Raw genomic sequence first — 15,534 nt, 5'->3', positions numbered from 1 at the left:
GTCGTTTCACCCCCTTCGATCGACCGCGACGTGCTGCCACCAGAGCTGGATTCTGTCAAATATTGGCTTTCCGCCGATGGCTACTGCGGAGACACAAGTGACCGCAAGAACCAGTGACCAGGCGGCGGGAACAGTAGAAAGCACATAGCCAACCAGCAGTTTGTAAGCCACCACCACCGCTAGCGTAAAGGCCCCAAGCCCTCGCATGGAGAGGCCCAGTGCCGCATTGAGCAACTCAATTAGGGTCATGCCAGCAGCCAACAACCCAAAGATGATTAGTACAGCGACTTGGATCTGCGGAGTGACCAACAGCTTCAGTGCAAGCCAACTTGTTGCGCCTAGAAGCAGGAGATCAACGACTAGGTTGAACCAAGTGGCTAGCTTGCTGTGGGTCATCTCATACCGCAGCTGTCGCTGCTCTTCAGACAAATTGTCCTCAAACAGGATGGTGCCTTGCTTAATCCACACCCCCTGGTTGGTCTGAATCCCAACGACCGGCATTCCAGCGCGCTCCAGATCAAGAATGCTGTCGTTTAAGCGCCGCTGGAACGCCTCATTCGATAGTGCCGCGATTGTTTTGACTGCTTCATGTCCTCAACTCCTAACTTCGTGCTAATTGCTTCGGCTTAGCAATTTGCTTGCCTGCGTCCTTGGCCTGCTGCGGTGCCAGCCCATCCTGGATAGACTCAATCAAGTCTTTTGAAACGCGCTGCACGTCGCCCATGATGGCGGCTTGCTGCTGCTCCTCGTTCCCTTCTATCGTCTTTAGGTTCTCTGTCCAGGAGGCAATGTAGGGCATCGCTTCTTCACTTGTGTCAATGCCCAGCGACTTGCTCACAACATAGCTGGTCATTTCGGCCTGGAACTCCATAATGTCGCGGTACTTATTTGACTTGGTATCCTTTAACGCCCAGAACTTTGATGCTCCCGCATGATCTGCATTGTGCATCTTTGCGTGAGCCAGCTCGTGGATTAAAGTGGCCGCATATTCGGGATCACCGAGATTGTTCTTCATCACAATCTCTTTGGCTTTGCCATCGACGTTGATTGTTGCCCCTTTGGCAGCCCCTAACTGGTAGGACGGAAACTCCGTCGTCTCGGGACTAGTCACCCGGATTCCTTCCTGCATGGCGACCACTTTGAGTGTTTCGACCGCCTTCTTGGTCCCTTCGGGGTTCGGATTATCAAGATCAAATGGCCGGTTCGGGTACAGGTCAGGGTAATCTTCTGGCTGTGCGTTGGTCTGCAACACATCAAAGACGTTCCCCAGGTTGTAAAACCGGCTCGTTATGGTCTTGAGTGCATCAGGGTCAGTCTTCACCCGCGCCTGTAATTCTTTGCTTAGCTTCGTAAAGCTCAAATACTGCTTGGAACTAGGATCGCGGTAGAGCTTCAAGTCGTGCGGCACCAGAATTTTGAGCGCGTGTTCGCCCTTCTGCACTGAAAAACCTTTATCCTTCCAGAACTTGAAGGAACCGACCAGCCCGGCCTGTTGAAACTGGGATCGAATCAGCGCCACGTTTCGAGGTGAATAGTGATACCCGGTGGCCATGAAATCCAAAAACGCCTTGCGCTCTTCCGGGCTACTTGACTGCAACTTGATCTTCGGCAAGGCGTCTTTTACGACTTTGGCAACTTCTGCTTTGATCTGTTCCGGGGTCTTTGGCGTATATGCCCGTTTAGCGGCCATTACTCGACCACCTCCGTCATAAAGCCTTCTCTCGTCAGGTAGGCGGGGCTTTCTGGTTCTACCGAATCGGATTGCACCTCGCGGCCAACCTCCCGGTAATCAATGCCCTCCTCGGTGCCCGCTTCGGCCATGATCGCCTTTAAGACTTCGGCCCGCTCTGGCGTCACAGTAATCGTCAAAGGCTCACCGGTGGCAACATCCTCACCAACCACCTTCTGCCCATCTACCGAAACCAACATGATTAAATCGTTATTCATAGCAGCCTCCTCTACCAACCCTGGTACGGCGACTGTGCTTGTGGCGTCGGTTGCTGAGTTGGGGCCGCTGACGGTTCTGGTTGCGGCGCTACGGGCTTAGGCTGCGGCTGTGGTGCTGGCTGGGCCGGAGCCTCAGGTGCGCGTTCAAATTCCGGCTGGATGGCCTGCTGCAGCGGCTTAGCGACCTCGCCTGGCTGGTAGACCCGGTAGAAGTCATAGCCCCTTAGGCGGTAGGAAACCGCCTGGCTGCCATCATCGCGCTTGAACTCACTGCTTTGGAAATAGCCATTAACCACAATCACGGCACCTGGCTCTACTTCGTCAAGGAAGCGGGTGGCCGCCTCACCAGAAAGGGTGAATGGAACTTTGTTCGTCTCGCTACGCCCAGTGTCAAAACTGCGTTCATTGGAGAGGTACCCGTTCACGTAGGTACGGCCGTTGCTATCATTACTTCGCGTCTCCGGCATTACACGACCCATAACGGTCATGTCATTCATCATCTTAGTCATTGCTATTCCTCCTCGGTTACATCCGCGCTGTCATCAGCTGCCACAGTAACCGTGACTTCTTTAGTTGTGGTCTGTCCAAACTTGTCAGTCGCTGTGTAGGTCAACTTGTAGTCACCTGCCACAGCCGTATCAACGGAACCATCAACGGTAACCCTTGCCTCACCGTAAGGGCTGGTTGTGGTTACGTTAACCAGGGCATCAAACTGATCACCGACCTTGAGCGTCGTTTGCACCTTAGCAACATCCAAGCTCGGCTTGTCGGCCGTGACGTTAATCGTCACAGTCTTGGTCGTCGTCTGCCCGAACTTATCGGTCGCCGTGTAGGTCAGCTTATTTTCGCCAGGCTTGCTGGTATCGACGCTTCCGTCTACCTTGAGGCAGATTCGCCATACTTGCTGGTTGCTTTGACACCCTGAAGGGCATCGAAGTTAGTGTTGATTGCGATGCTCGTGTTCTGGTCGGTAGTGTCAATGACTGGCTTGTCAGCGTAAACCGTGACTGTGCGTTGCTTGGTGACCGTCTGCCCGTCACTATCGGTAACAAAATAGGTCAGTTCATACTGACCAGGAGTCGTTGTATCAACCTTACCTTCAGCAGTAACCTTGCCCGTCACATCGCCGTCTTGGAAGTCGGCAGCGTGAACGTCTTTCAAGGCGTCGAAGGTTGTACCCACCTCAACCGGATTGTCATTCAGAAACACGATAGAAGGCTTGTCGTTGATTACTGTAATCTCACGCGTCACTGATACGGTGTGCCCCTCGCTATCCGTTACTGAGTAGGTAACGGTATAGGTGCCTGGCGTGTTCTTATCAAGCGTGGTTGTATAGCCAATCGCGTTTGTCAGATCGCCATCTTCTGGGTCACTTGCCGTCACGCCGAGCCGGAAATTGACTGATTCCTGACCCTTGTGCACCGTCATCGTCGCCGGTGCGCTGATGGATGGTGCCTGGTCAGGTGTGGTTACACCAGAATCTGAGCCTCCACCATCAGTGCCCCCGCCGGTCTGTCCGCCATCACCAGGAAGTGTCCCAGGCTGATTGCCAGACGTGCCGCTGTCTCCACCAGGAAGCACCTCCGGTGTTGCTGGCTCAATCGGTTCTGGTGTTGGCTTGGTGGCATCCGTTGCCAGTGCCACAAGGCCCTTGGTCTGATCAGAGTTGAGGTTGTCTGCTAGCTTCTGCACGCCATTGTCGAGCAGGACTCCGGCCACGCCATTGCCCTCATCGTTCTCCAAGAGTGTCGGGAACGCGTCCTGGATAACAGACTTGGCGCTATCGTCCTTGTTGCTTTGCGAGTCGCTGCCAGCGGCCTCCTTGATCACTGACTTCACGGTATCCTGCTTCTTCTTTGTTGCAGGCTTCGCTGTCTTTTCGGTCTGCTGCGCTGGCCCCGCCACCGCCTGATAGATACCGTAGCCACCACCACCAAGCACGGCGGCTGAAATTAAAACAGCCGCAAGAATCTTGCGGCTGCCCTTCTTCTCTTGTTCTGGTTCCTGTGCCATTCTTGTCACTCTCCTAAAGTTTCGAGTTGATGTTGAAATGAAGCAGCGCTAGCTTTTGCCTGCGCTCTTTCAGCAGCACTCTTGGTTTTATCATTTGCAATAGATTGATAGTGCTCAACCGCCTTTTGGTAGGTTTCCCCGGTTTGGATGGCCTGGTCTATGGTCTTGTTCTTCAACTCAGCATTGATTTGCTTCGCTTGATCGAACTTTCCAGTCTGGATGTAGCCTATCGCAATCAGACTTTGCAAGTCCTGGTCATTCAGATCCTGGTTAAGAATCTCCGCCTGCTCATACTGTTTGGTCTTTATATAGGCCACGGCCAACTTAGACTTACGAACCCTGGTCATCGCTGCTTCCTGGCTAGCAGTGATCACTACCAGGTACTTTTGCTGTGCGTAGGCTAGGTCAAACTTACCGTTTGCGCTGGGGTACTTCGCCTGAAACTTCGCTAATTGTGCCGTCGTCCCATCAGTGACCACCACGGCTTCAATATTGCTGCGCTTTTCCGGGTACACCTGAGCTGCTTGGATATACTTCTCGCCACGCACCAGCGATTGGTAACTGGGTTGTGGCGCCGCCTTGGATGAGAAAAAGAACCGGTACGACCCAAACACACACAGCAGCGCCAATAGCGCAGCCGCCAGTCCAATCAACAGCCGTTTGTGTTTACGAATGATGTCTCCTTGCGCGAGGCGGCGCCTGGCGCGCCGTTCCCGTTCTACCTTCGGTTCAGGTTGCCCGGGTTCACGGCGAGGCGGTTCTTCTACTGGCTCTGGTTCGGCATTGGAATCATCCTCCAACGTAGCGTCAGGTTCAGCCTCCGGCGATGGGTGGGCTGCTTCACGCTGCTCTGGTGCGCCTTCAGAACGACCCGTCTCTGATTGAGGGGATTTTTTTGTCGGCTGATTCAGGCTTTTCCTCTGACGCTGCACCAGGATCCCAATCGGATTCTGGATTAGGCCCCGGCGTTGTCTCCGCGACCAAAGCTGCCTGAAGCATCGCTATGAATCGCTGGGCATCGTCCGAAGAGACATTATCTAGCACTTCTTTAAAGGTATGCTGAACCAGTGCCAACAGGTTGCTCATATACGGCGCATCCGTTCCAAGCTCTAGTGCATCACGGAAAAGCAGGTCACCGTTTGGCTGGTCATGAATGCTAATCACGACAACCAGCTTTTTGTGGCTATCCAGACAAGCGCGATTTGTCTCTCGGATGGTCTTCTCCGCCTCATGCAGTGAGTAACGGCGGGTCTTGGAGAGCTTGGAAAAGAAAGGCCAGGCAAAGCGGCTGCGCTTCAGCAACACATACATCGCTACTCACCTCCTTCAGCGTGATTAAATGGTTTTCAGCCAAGTCACGATGGCGGTAGCCGACAAGGCAATGAATAACCCAATTGCGGTGTTAGTCATACCATCTCTGGCCTCTTCAATTTTTTGGCGATTCTTCGTCATGTGAGCGAGCCGTATAATCCTAATTTCACGGCTGCGTATGCACCTGAGACTGTCCCGATTGCCGTCACAAAGAATTGTAATGCCTGCAAGATTTTATCCATTTTCACGATCCTCCTGAGTTAGTTCCCGCGTAGGCTGGCTCTTCTGCGCCGTCATCGACTTAATCAATAGCGATGTGTTCTCCGTAATGATTTCCTGATACTTGTCGTTGAGCCAGTCTTCCATCTTGATTCCCTTGGCTGCCAAAATAGCGGTAGCAAGGCGTTTGTTTTGGTTCTGTTCAGCACGATTTGCCATGTTCTCAATCCTTTCTAGTTCACAATCAGTAGTTCAACCTTGCGGAGGCTAACAGGACGCGTTTCTTGCACCTCGCCCAGATCCAGCAGTTCGGGATCCGCCCACCAACCGGTCTTCAGCACAGCGTGATAACCCGCTTCGATATGCTGTCCGAAGCCAGAGTTATAAATTGTGACTCTGATCCAATTAGCCCCACAATCAACAACGGATGCCGTGCTTGGATCTAATTTCAAGACTTTAGCCATTACACAAACTCCCTTCGATAATGCGTGTCTCGGTAGCCTTCAATCAGCCAGTCCCCATCTGGCGCTTTACTGATGCGGTGTACCTCAAGCGCTGCTAGGTAGCCGAGCTTTTGGTAGAATCCAGCCGGTCGTGCAATTTGCGGGGCTACGTGCCCAATCGCGAGCAGAATACCCGGTACCATCAACTTCTTGGCTTCCGGGTTTGCGCTGAAGAAGCTCTTTTTCACACGTACAAACAGAATCTCGTTCCCCTCTTTGTCCTTGCCGCTGGTGCCAATCTCACGCGCCAAAAAGCGTTCATCAACATACACTCCTTTCTCCATGTGCGTTCCTCCTTTCTATCAAATGACTGCGGCCCATCGGGCCGACGCTGCCCCAGGGAGTTGAACCCTGGATTAGACCACCGACGACAGCAAAAAGCCCCTTCGGGCAGAAGGGGCCGGGTAGAGAACTAAAATTTTGGGGGATTAGGCAAAGTCAGCGTCAGGCCAGACTTTGCCTAAGCTGTACTAAGGAGTCGAAGCTTAGTTTTCCGAGTACAGCAAAGGCCCTCGATTGAGGGCTTGGTAGTCTTACTTCTTCTGTTTCTTCTTCCTGCCTTTGTTGTCTAAACCAATCTTAGCCAGGTAGCCGGTATCTGGCGTGAAGGGAAATTTCTTATCCCTTGCAACTTGACGCAGAAAGATTGTGATAGCAGCGCTCACTGAGAAGCCCATTTCTGATAAGGCTTCTTCTGCGGCTGCTTTGGTAGCGACATCAACACGCGCAAAGACTCTGGCAGTCTCATCTTGCAGCTTCACGTTCTCACCCTACTTTCGTTTTCCATATACAGCATTTTATACTATCGGTGTTGCTTTATCAGCCGATTAGCAACTTATACTGCCCCAGGGAGTTGAACCCTGACCTTACTCTAGGAATGGGTAAGCCGGTGGCAGCAACGCACTCCTACTTTGTTCTCTGGGGGAGAGGTAGGAGTACAAAAGGGAATAGAATGAAAAATCGTTGGTGCATGGTAGGCAACGGGGCTGCTGCCTACCAAGGTCATCCTAAGAACGTGTTTAGAATCTTTTCAAGAGTATTCGCAGGAAGGCTAAGCTAATCATCATCTTACTGGTGTTCAGCTTTCGCTCACAATTGCGCCAGAGGCGCCGATATTTTCCTAGCCAGCTAAAACTGCGTTCGATAACCCAGCGTTGCGGGGTCACTTGACCGTGCCTAAGGTCACTCTGTTTAGCAATAATGACTTCAGCGTTAATCATTGCCTGAACTGATTGAGCAAAGTTGTTACCAGTATAACCACCATCGGCCATTACTCGTTGAACCAGGTCAAACTGTGATTTGTTTAACGCCAGTAGCGCATTGGCGCCATCACGCTCAGAAACATTGGCGGTTGTCACATGGACTGCCATCGGCAGCCCATTGATATCTACAGCAAGATGGCGCTTAATCCCACTCACCTTTTTACCACCATCGTAGCCGCTACTTTCAGCAGGATCGGTATTCTTGACACTTTGAGCATCTAGAATGATGAACGATGTATAAACTGAACGCTTCTGAGCCAACCGATGTTGGCTGACAATTTTTTTTAAAACCTTATCCAGAGGAGTGATACCAGCAGGAGATGGCGTTTTAGTCCAAAGTAACCAGTAATAATAGACGGTTTCCCATTTAGGAAAATCGCTGGGTAAATCGCGCCAAACGCACCCATTTTTCAAGGTATAAAGCAGGGCGCAAAAGATATCATATAAATCAACCTTTCTTGGCTTAGTCCGCTTACGTATGCCTTCTAGATCTGTCCGGATTAGTTCAAATTGTTCACGAGAGATGTCGCTACTATAATGGTGTGCAAAGCTTTTCATGGATTAAAAACTCCTGTTTTTGATCTAATTTAACTAAAATCAAATCGAATGTCAAAGTATCCAAACACGTTCTAAGGAGTCGAACCTTAGCTCGCCGCGATGACGTCGATAGTCCCACAGATGACAGCAGAATCAACAAGATTCCGTAGTTCAGATTACCAGTTACCGTACAATTTGCTAGTTGATAGTCAACCCTTGATCAGTTCTTGTGTTCCGAACGGTTCCCCTTGTGCGCCAATGGTGTTACAATGGTCTCAACAAGGAGGGGATTTGATGGACACCAAAAAAAACCAGAGGCACGGCTCAATATTCGGCTAGACCCACAGTTGAAGGCGAAGGCGACCGCGGTAGCAGAAGACATGGGAATTGACCTCAGTACGGTAGTTAGACTGACGCTAACCCAGATGGTTAAAGACCGGCAACTTCCGTTCATGCCAACGGCGCTGCCAGCAGACACACTCGAAGCACTAGACGATGCCGACCACCCGGAGCGGCTTAACCAATATGCTAGCGCCGAAGACATGTGGAGGAAGCTCGGTGTTTAGCCTAAAGACAACTAACGCATTCGACCGCGATGTTAAGCGACTCGGCAAGAAACATTATCCAATGAAAGAACTCAAGCAGGTGGTTGCCTCATTTTAGAGGGTGTCAACAAGGAATCGTTGGCGACCCGATATGCCGACCATGCGTTATCAGGAAATCTGCAAGGAAACCGCGAACTACACGTGGTCAAAGGCGCCCGTGGGAATTGGCTATTGATGTACAGGCTCGATCAGGATAACCTGACCGCGACTATGCTGCGAACAGGCTCCCATGACGAACTATACGGTAAGTGAAAAGCCCTGAAAGGGGCTCTTTTTTTGTGATTTTTCCATCAGTGACTACCTCCTCAAAAATCTTGGTGCAAGACCGCCCCAGAGAGTCGAACCCTGGCAGCGTCAGCAGGCGCTAACGCTATCCCGGTGGCGGTAGTGGTAATTAATCACTTGTCAACGTGCCCACGCGATACGCGGTTGGATCAGATGCCGTTAGAGACGTATCAAGGTGCTTTTGGAGGCCAAGTTTAGTTGGTGTTACCTTGATTAAGTGACCTTGGACAACGTATCGAAATGGCGGGTGTTTGTGCCCGGTGCGAGGACAAGTGAAAAGGTGAATCTGCTTTGCCGAGCCTGCTTGTGGATCACTCAGAATCGACGCGTCATCTCCATTGACGGTATAAGCAACATCGGCTTGATACGTATAGGTGCCTAACTTTGTGTACACCTGAATCAGTCCGCCTGCCCCTTTCCCGCCCTGATAGTCCGATGGCCGGTAAGCAGCCCCAGCCCGACGCTCATAGCCCCGGCTGGTGGTCAGCTGGAAGAGATTTGCGAACAACACACCGTGAAGATAACTAGAGTGCCCGGCTAGGACATAGTTGTTATCGCCTGGCGCGGTGTCCGCCTTTACCCCTGAAAGCTCCGCATATGCGCCATACGCAAGCCCTGCGGTCGTTTTGTAGACTGCCAGGTCAATCCCAACGGATGGAATTGAAAGCGCTGTGTCGGCCCGTATGTGCGTTCTCTGGGGCGTTGTCTTAATTTCTACCGACTGGCCCTTCTTTAGTGCCTTGATGAGCTGTTTGCCCTCAGTGCTTGCACGGCGTCCCTTGTTGACTTCGTGCAGCGGCTGCCACGCAATGAGGCCGATACCGACCACCAAAAACAGCAGTAGAAAGCCAACCAGCCAGCGCCGCTTGTGCATTGACTAGGCCCGCTTACGCAGCAGGTAGAAGGCAATACCCGCAGCACTGATCAGAGCAACCACAACCAAGGCCAGCAGTGCACCGTTCAGGGAGTCGTCAGTCTGGGTCAGCTTAGGTGCTGGTGCGATGTGAACCGTTTGGCCCGCGTCGTTGATGTCAGCGTGGCTAGCAATCAGCTTGCCATCGTGGTAAAGGTCTTCAAAAGCAACCACGTCATGGCCGCCCAGGGAGCTGCCATCGAACGTAAAGGTCATAGTCACCTTCATGTCCTTAGCGGTTGCCTTGAAGGTCTTTTCAGCAGTGACTTTCTTGCCGTTGATCAGAACCGGCTTGCCAGTGGCCTTGTCCATCAGGTAGCCCTTAACGGTGTAGGTCTTACCAACCACGAGGTCATTAAACTCAACAACGTCGTTAATGGTCATGTTCTGGCTAGCAGTCACCGTCTTCTTGCCGTTAGAGGTCGCCGTCGTGTGCAGCTCAATCTTCGGGAAGTGAACGGTTTGGTCTTTGTCGTTGATGTCTTCGTGCGAAGCAATCAACTTGTTGTTGTGGTAGAGGTACTCAAAGGCCACAACGTCCTTGCCAGCCAAGGCGCGGCCGTCAACGACAAATTCAACGTCAATCGTGCCGTCAGCCTTTTCGGCTTTGAAGGTCACGGTCTTGGAAACTTTTGAACCATCGGCGTTCTTAACGAAAGAGCCGTCGGTATAGTGCAGGTAGCCAGTCACGGTGTAGGTCTTGCCAACGATCAGATCGTGGTAAGCCACAGCATCCTTAACGGTTACCTTTTCTTCTGGGACAACTTCCTTGGAGCCTTCAGAGTCAGTTGCAGTCGTGTGCAGCTCAATCTTAGGGAAGGTCACGGTCTGATCCTTGTCGTTCACGTCTTCGTGGAAGGCAATCAGATTGTTGTTGTGGTAGAGGTTTTCAAACACAACCACGTCCTTGCCCGCCAGCAGGCGGCCATCAACCGTGAAGGTCACGTCGATGGTGCCTTCGGTCTTCTCGGCGGTGAAGGAAACCGTCTTGGAAATCTTTTCGCCCTTTGCATCAAGGACAAAGGAGCCGTCGGTGTAGTGCAGGTAGCCGGTCACGGAGTAGTGCTTGCCGACAACCAGGTCGCTGTACGCAACAGCATCCTTGATGGTGACGTCTTCTTCAGGCATTACTTGCTTGTCGCCTTCATCAGAGGTCGCCGTCGTGTGAACCACAGGGGTTACCACTTTGACGGTTTGGCCTTCGTCGTTGATGTCAGCGTGGCTAACAACCAGGTAGTTGTCACGGTAGAGGTTTTCAAAGACAACAAATTCTTTGCCCATTGCCTTAGAAGCATCGACTGTGTAGGTCATGGTAACCGAACCGTCAGCCTTGTCGGCAACGAACGTCTTCTCAGCGGTAATTGGGTTACCCTTGGCGTCCAAGACAACCTTGCCGGTCGCCTTGTCCATCAGTTGGCCCTTGATGTTGTAGGTCTTACCAACAATCAGATCGTGGTAAGTCACAACGTCGTTGATCACCAGGTCGCCATCTGACAGAACGTCATGAGAGCCATCTACGTCAGTGGCGGTGGTGCCAATCTTTGGCGTGGAGAAGGTGATGGTTTGTGGTACGTCGTTGATGTCGTTGTGAACAGCCACTTCGCGGCCGTTGCGGGAGAGTGATTCAAACGCAACGGCGGTCTTACCCGCCAGCAGCGCTGCATCAAACGTGAACGGCATATCAACGTAGCCAGTCGCGGTCTTGGCAACAAAGGTCATGGTCTTGGTGACAACCTTGCCGTTGTCGTCAAGGAGCGCGTCGCCAGTCGCCTTATCCATCAGCTTGCCAACAACCGTGTACTCCTTGCCAGGTACGGCATTGGCGTAGAATACGCGATCAGTGATCGTCACCTGCTTGTGCGGTTCTTGGATGTGCGTACCATCCTCGGAGGTCACGGTCGTGTGAAACTCTTCAGGGACACGTTCGTTGGTGGCGGTCAGGTTAATAGTCTTGCCAGCATCAGTAGCGGCAATGCTGAACTTCTTGACGGTAGAATCGAGCTTGAACCCATCAACAGTTTTTGTTTCTTGGTAAGTCCAGTTGCCAGTCATTTCAGAGATGTTCTTGTTGAGGTCGATCTGGCCCTTGGCATCCGTGGTGAAGTCGCCGTAGTCCTTGCCATCCTTGGTGAAGTGGAAGGTTACGCCTGCCAGCGGATCATTATTGCCAAAGTCAGTCGAAATGTCGTACTTCTGCAAAACGACGTTGACGTTCTTTTCAACCTTAACGTTGATAACTGTCCGGTTGCTGACCGGGTCAATCAATGGTCGAATAACGTCCTGGCGTGTTGCGTGGGACGCAATCAGTGGAGTGCCTTGATAGTTAGCGTCAATCTGCGGAACAAACTGAATGTTGCCCGACTCGTTTGAGGAAGCGCTCGCAGTAATGGTCATAGAATTACCGTTCTTGGTAACGGTAGTGCCAGTCGTATTTTTGTACGTAGTGGCACCGTAGTTAGCAAAACGGCCAGTGGAATCGGTGACGGTGACCGATTGGCCGGCCTTAACAGTTACCGTGGTGTTGTTGAACGACGTTACGCCGGTGAATGGAGAAATCTGCCATTCACTTTTGCCTTGAAAGCATTGTAGGTCGCTTTTGACACGGGCCCGGCTTGAACACTCTGGAGCTTGTAGCCAAGTTCCTCCCAGATCATCCATTGCGTCATGATGTAGTTATTGACGCTCTTTTGTTTCTGGTAGCCATAGTACGCGATTGCAGAAATCATTTGCTTGGCAGCCGAAGAGTCCTGATAGGTTTTGTAACCTGTACCCGTGTACCCTTCTCCATCGGCTACAACGCCTTGCCCCGGATCGATACAAAATACCACCGGCCCGCTCGCCGAGTTTAGATGGAGCGTGGGTGTCCCACCCTCCTTAAATGTGCCACCGCCTGGCTTCACCCACGTTGATTTAGTCCCATGGCCCCCGTGCTCCATCGTTACCGACGCGGCACTTACTGTACTCGCCTGAACAGCATTCAACGCGAACAATAGACCAAGCATTAAGCCTAGAGCTGCAATGAGACCGCGCCACAAATGGCTCTTAGTCTGTTTGTTCATGTTTGGAATCTCCTCTCAAAATAGATTTAGTAGCAACAAATCGTATATCTGCCGGTGCGCGGATACTGGTCATAGATCTCATCTCCTTAATTTTGAGCACAAAAAAAAGCGGCCCATTTTGTATGAGTCGCTGTGCATTACACTATCGAATTAACTTAGTCTGACCATTCCCAAGAGTAGAAGGTTGTTCCGTCTTGATATGAGACGCTGAAAGCATGTGCTTGCCGCCCTTGTCCAGCGTCAGCGGCGTCATCCAATGCCTTATTCATAGCCGCCATGGCCGCGCTCATTGAAGATAAGAGGCCACCGTTGCCGATGTATTCTCCTGGCTCTAGGACGTGCGGCTTCTTGACTGGCTCAGTTGGCTTGGTGCTTGAGCTAGAGGACGATGGCTTGCTAGGCGTTGTGGTGTGGCTCGTGCCAGTAGAAGAACCAGTAGACGGCTTGGTTGTCGTCGTAGTGGAGTGAGAAGGCGTCGTTGTGGTCGGGCGGCTAGTGGTTGTGCTGTGGCTTGCGCTAGCTGCTGGTGTGGAAGGCTTGGTCGTAGTAGCTTGCGTTGACTTAGTAGTCGTCTTTGCTGCCTGGCTGGCTTTTGCACTGGAAGAAGCTGCCGGTGCAGATGCACTGCTGCTCTTAGCAGCGGCGCTAGTCTCCTGTGTCACCGTTGCCGAGACCTTATCGGTGCCAGCGGTCAGACTTTCCTTAGCAACCAGCTTTCCGTTCTCAATGGTTGGAATCTTTGGTGACCAAAAAGCCTTGAAGGCGGCAACCGGGATTGCATCGACCGCTGTCTTAGCGGCGTCTATCTTCGCCTGGTCTGGGTCACCGGTGGTGCTGGACTTCACCTTGGCAATGGCCGCCACTTCGTTATGAATCAGAGTGGCGTCATCTTGCTTCTGACTGACAAACTTCGCGTACTTCGACTTCAGACCGGTTAGAGTCTGTTGGAGCGCATCGTCTGAGTAAGTAAGATCCTTAATCACGCGCTTGTCCTTGAGCACAGCCTTGATCTCCGTGTTGACGGCGACCATCTGCTTAATCGCCGCAATGCGAGACTTGCTGACACGCAGCGTCTTCTTTTGCGCCTTGGTCAGATCGCCACGCAGCTTGTAGACCTTCTTGTACTGCTTGCCCGCAGCAGTAATCTTGGCTTTGGTCACCTTTTTGCTTGGCAGCTCATACTTCTTGCTGCTGAAGAGGCCTTGAACGTCCTTTGCTAGAGTCTAAACTGCAACAGTTGTGGTGTCCTTGGTGCTCGTCTTAGCTGCGGGTTTTGATCCGCAGCCCGCAAGCGTCAGTGCTGTCAGTAGAATCAGGCTACCCGCCGTGATTGTTGTCTTTTTCATTTTTCTCTCTCCCCCGTATCCTCGTGATTTATCCAACAGCCTATCCAATCAGCCAGGCGCTCTTCTCTATTGCGTCTTTTTGAGCTTCAGCTTTGCATCCAGATACCGTTGCTCCTCTCTAGGAAGCACCGGCCTGACTGCATCTGTTTCACCAGGTTTCAAAGCCGTTGTGTAATAACCATGGTCAATCATCTTGTAGCGAACGCCCTTGGCCAGCGTCTTGATTGGCCGCCCAAGGCCGTCAAATATTTGCTTTTCTTGTTCTTTGAGCATATTCCTCGTCCTCCTTAGCGGCTTACAAGGCAACACACTGTCCTGACTTTGGAGGATCGTCTTGTCGAGAGACGAAAGGGTTCCAGAACACTGTGCTGTCGTGTAAGCCGCCAAAGTAGTAACTTACACATGTACCGCTTCTGGATTCCTATCCAGAATCCAGAATGTATCAACGCGGTTGTCATGCTTCTTGTAGACTCTTGTCACCCCTGTGGCCAAGCGGGTTATGTTGCTCAAAATGCCAACTTCGGCGGCGGTGATTGGCTTCCCAATAGCATGCCGATACTGGGCGTAATCCTGATAGGTTGCGCTGCCTGAGTGCTGCTTTAGAAAGTCGGTGAGTTGGCTCGCCACTAATTGTACACGTTCTGTCTGTCGCATTGGCCTACCTCCTGTGATACATGATTTTGCGTGTGAAATATGCCTACGCTTAACACGTAGGGTTTAACGGTTTTTGCTACTTCTGTTTAATTTTTAGAGTACATATTATTTGGTTTTTGACTTCAGCATTTCATCCGGCTTTAGGCCCTGAGTCGGACTGACCTTAGCAGCTATGCTGCACGACAAGGGGCTTTTGGCGTGCGCCCCTACGACCTTTCCCGCCTTTTCATGTCCTCGCAATGGCATTCGCCGTCTAGCGATTAAGTGCAACGCTGATAATGCCAGCGCCCATCAAGTACCTTGCCGCCTAAGCGACTAGTGAGGTGGCTCGTTTTGAATCTGGGTCACGTCTTCTTGTAGTCTGCGTGGATCTCACGCGAATCTGTCCCCGGCTGAGTGTCCCGCAGTAAGAGTGACCAGAAGCGGGCAGGGATAAAGGTATTCAGTTGTCAAAGGACCAGCGCGCCTGCGGATAGCGGACGGTGCCACTAGTTCAACGCGTCATAGAGGTGGTGTGCTTGTTAAGCGCACGCATATTTCGCACACGATGTTGCTAGATTAGATTGCGCCTGGCGGTATCGTCGTCAGTTTGTCGCGCGGATGTTTCCGGTGCGCGATGGCACGATGCTGCGAGTTATACACGGTGCGGATACTGGGATAGACACGTTCCAGGAGCACGTGCTGGCCCTGGAAACGATCGTATAAGCGACCGTCACCCAGATTGATGAAATAGCGGTGATCCCAGGTGCGGATAGCAGCTGCGCTATGCACCAGTTCGTCAATGGCGACGTATCTTCCCATCTTCCCCACTCCTACTCTTGCTTCATGCAAAAATTGCAACCGAGTAAATTGCGATAGGTACGAAAAAAAAGGGAGGTTA

Annotated in this window: 21 protein-coding genes and 2 pseudogenes; 2 read left to right on the top strand and 21 right to left on the bottom strand. The window is 51.9% G+C overall.

Annotation, left to right across the window (positions count from 1 at the left end):
• Positions 1–6 precede the first annotated feature (6 nt).
• From JCM13995_RS05430 to JCM13995_RS13725, 13 genes and pseudogenes are all read right to left on the bottom strand, one after another.
• Positions 7–501: a hypothetical protein gene (locus JCM13995_RS05430; protein ID WP_054663328.1), complete on the bottom strand. Its 495-nt coding sequence runs from the start codon at positions 499–501 to the stop codon at positions 7–9.
• Between the two features lie 100 nt (positions 502–601).
• Positions 602–1,690: an ArdC-like ssDNA-binding domain-containing protein gene (locus tag JCM13995_RS05425; protein WP_054663324.1), complete on the bottom strand. Its 1,089-nt coding sequence runs from the start codon at positions 1,688–1,690 to the stop codon at positions 602–604.
• A complete protein-coding gene (locus tag JCM13995_RS05420) occupies positions 1,690–1,947 on the bottom strand; it encodes a hypothetical protein (RefSeq protein ID WP_054663320.1) in 258 nt (85 codons plus the stop codon). The genes JCM13995_RS05425 and JCM13995_RS05420 overlap by 1 nt, the downstream gene beginning before the upstream one ends.
• An 11-nt stretch (positions 1,948–1,958) precedes the next feature.
• Complete coding sequence (locus tag JCM13995_RS05415) at positions 1,959–2,456, bottom strand: single-stranded DNA-binding protein (protein ID WP_054663317.1); 498 nt, start codon at positions 2,454–2,456, stop codon at positions 1,959–1,961.
• Between the two features lie 2 nt (positions 2,457–2,458).
• Positions 2,459–2,865: pseudogene (locus JCM13995_RS14350) on the bottom strand (immunoglobulin-like domain-containing protein); the annotation flags it as partial.
• A 93-nt stretch (positions 2,866–2,958) separates the two neighbouring features.
• Positions 2,959–3,960, bottom strand: a pseudogene (locus JCM13995_RS18170) (immunoglobulin-like domain-containing protein); the annotation flags it as partial.
• Between the two features lie 5 nt (positions 3,961–3,965).
• On the bottom strand, positions 3,966–4,760 hold the full coding sequence (locus JCM13995_RS05400) for a hypothetical protein (RefSeq protein ID WP_054663308.1): 795 nt from the start codon (positions 4,758–4,760) through the stop codon (positions 3,966–3,968).
• Between the two features lie 61 nt (positions 4,761–4,821).
• The gene (locus JCM13995_RS05395; protein ID WP_054663305.1) at positions 4,822–5,271 is read right to left on the bottom strand and encodes a hypothetical protein; all 450 of its coding nucleotides are present in this window, start codon (positions 5,269–5,271) and stop codon (positions 4,822–4,824) included.
• Positions 5,272–5,505: 234 nt separating this feature from the next.
• Positions 5,506–5,709 (bottom strand): hypothetical protein, encoded by a 204-nt coding sequence (locus JCM13995_RS05385; protein ID WP_054663302.1) that lies wholly within the window; start codon positions 5,707–5,709, stop codon positions 5,506–5,508.
• A gap of 14 nt (positions 5,710–5,723) precedes the next feature.
• Positions 5,724–5,954: a hypothetical protein gene (locus tag JCM13995_RS05380; RefSeq protein WP_054663298.1), complete on the bottom strand. Its 231-nt coding sequence runs from the start codon at positions 5,952–5,954 to the stop codon at positions 5,724–5,726.
• Entirely contained in the window at positions 5,954–6,277 is a 324-nt protein-coding gene (locus tag JCM13995_RS05375) for a hypothetical protein (protein WP_054663295.1), read from the bottom strand. The genes JCM13995_RS05380 and JCM13995_RS05375 overlap by 1 nt, the downstream gene beginning before the upstream one ends.
• Positions 6,278–6,526: 249 nt before the next feature.
• Complete coding sequence (locus tag JCM13995_RS05370; RefSeq protein WP_054663292.1) at positions 6,527–6,754, bottom strand: type II toxin-antitoxin system RelB/DinJ family antitoxin; 228 nt, start codon at positions 6,752–6,754, stop codon at positions 6,527–6,529.
• Between the two features lie 258 nt (positions 6,755–7,012).
• Positions 7,013–7,813 (bottom strand): IS5 family transposase, encoded by an 801-nt coding sequence (locus JCM13995_RS13725; RefSeq protein WP_082397731.1) that lies wholly within the window; start codon positions 7,811–7,813, stop codon positions 7,013–7,015.
• A gap of 248 nt (positions 7,814–8,061) precedes the next feature.
• Between JCM13995_RS13725 and JCM13995_RS05360 the strand changes: the two genes are divergently transcribed.
• Both JCM13995_RS05360 and JCM13995_RS15770 read left to right on the top strand, forming a co-directional pair.
• Positions 8,062–8,358 carry a type II toxin-antitoxin system RelB/DinJ family antitoxin gene (locus JCM13995_RS05360; RefSeq protein ID WP_054663289.1) on the top strand — a complete coding sequence of 99 codons (297 nt, stop codon included), beginning with the start codon at positions 8,062–8,064 and terminating at the stop codon, positions 8,356–8,358.
• A gap of 117 nt (positions 8,359–8,475) precedes the next feature.
• On the top strand, positions 8,476–8,649 hold the full coding sequence (locus JCM13995_RS15770; RefSeq protein WP_225350734.1) for a type II toxin-antitoxin system mRNA interferase toxin, RelE/StbE family: 174 nt from the start codon (positions 8,476–8,478) through the stop codon (positions 8,647–8,649).
• A 142-nt stretch (positions 8,650–8,791) separates the two neighbouring features.
• On the opposite strand, the gene JCM13995_RS05350 is transcribed toward JCM13995_RS15770, so the two are convergent.
• The 8 genes from JCM13995_RS05350 to JCM13995_RS05320 all read right to left on the bottom strand — a co-directional run.
• Positions 8,792–9,556: a sortase domain-containing protein gene (locus JCM13995_RS05350; protein ID WP_054663286.1), complete on the bottom strand. Its 765-nt coding sequence runs from the start codon at positions 9,554–9,556 to the stop codon at positions 8,792–8,794.
• A gap of 3 nt (positions 9,557–9,559) precedes the next feature.
• Positions 9,560–11,989 (bottom strand): VaFE repeat-containing surface-anchored protein, encoded by a 2,430-nt coding sequence (locus JCM13995_RS05345; protein WP_054663282.1) that lies wholly within the window; start codon positions 11,987–11,989, stop codon positions 9,560–9,562.
• Between the two features lie 140 nt (positions 11,990–12,129).
• Positions 12,130–12,654 carry a thioester domain-containing protein gene (locus JCM13995_RS14910; RefSeq protein ID WP_054663278.1) on the bottom strand — a complete coding sequence of 175 codons (525 nt, stop codon included), beginning with the start codon at positions 12,652–12,654 and terminating at the stop codon, positions 12,130–12,132.
• A gap of 155 nt (positions 12,655–12,809) precedes the next feature.
• On the bottom strand, positions 12,810–13,814 hold the full coding sequence (locus JCM13995_RS05335; protein ID WP_054663275.1) for a hypothetical protein: 1,005 nt from the start codon (positions 13,812–13,814) through the stop codon (positions 12,810–12,812).
• 63 nt (positions 13,815–13,877) lie between these two features.
• Positions 13,878–14,000 (bottom strand): hypothetical protein, encoded by a 123-nt coding sequence (locus JCM13995_RS16780; protein WP_255533295.1) that lies wholly within the window; start codon positions 13,998–14,000, stop codon positions 13,878–13,880.
• A gap of 66 nt (positions 14,001–14,066) precedes the next feature.
• The gene (locus JCM13995_RS05330) at positions 14,067–14,273 is read right to left on the bottom strand and encodes a hypothetical protein (RefSeq protein WP_054663272.1); all 207 of its coding nucleotides are present in this window, start codon (positions 14,271–14,273) and stop codon (positions 14,067–14,069) included.
• Positions 14,274–14,396: 123 nt separating this feature from the next.
• Positions 14,397–14,654 carry a hypothetical protein gene (locus tag JCM13995_RS05325; protein ID WP_054663269.1) on the bottom strand — a complete coding sequence of 86 codons (258 nt, stop codon included), beginning with the start codon at positions 14,652–14,654 and terminating at the stop codon, positions 14,397–14,399.
• Between the two features lie 558 nt (positions 14,655–15,212).
• On the bottom strand, positions 15,213–15,534 hold a 322-nt coding region (locus JCM13995_RS05320; protein WP_054663266.1), incomplete at its 5' end, for a hypothetical protein.

The organism is Lacticaseibacillus camelliae DSM 22697 = JCM 13995 (assembly GCF_001311195.1).
GTDB classification, from domain to species: domain Bacteria; phylum Bacillota; class Bacilli; order Lactobacillales; family Lactobacillaceae; genus Lacticaseibacillus; species Lacticaseibacillus camelliae.
This window is presented reverse-complemented; position numbering and strand designations above follow the sequence as displayed.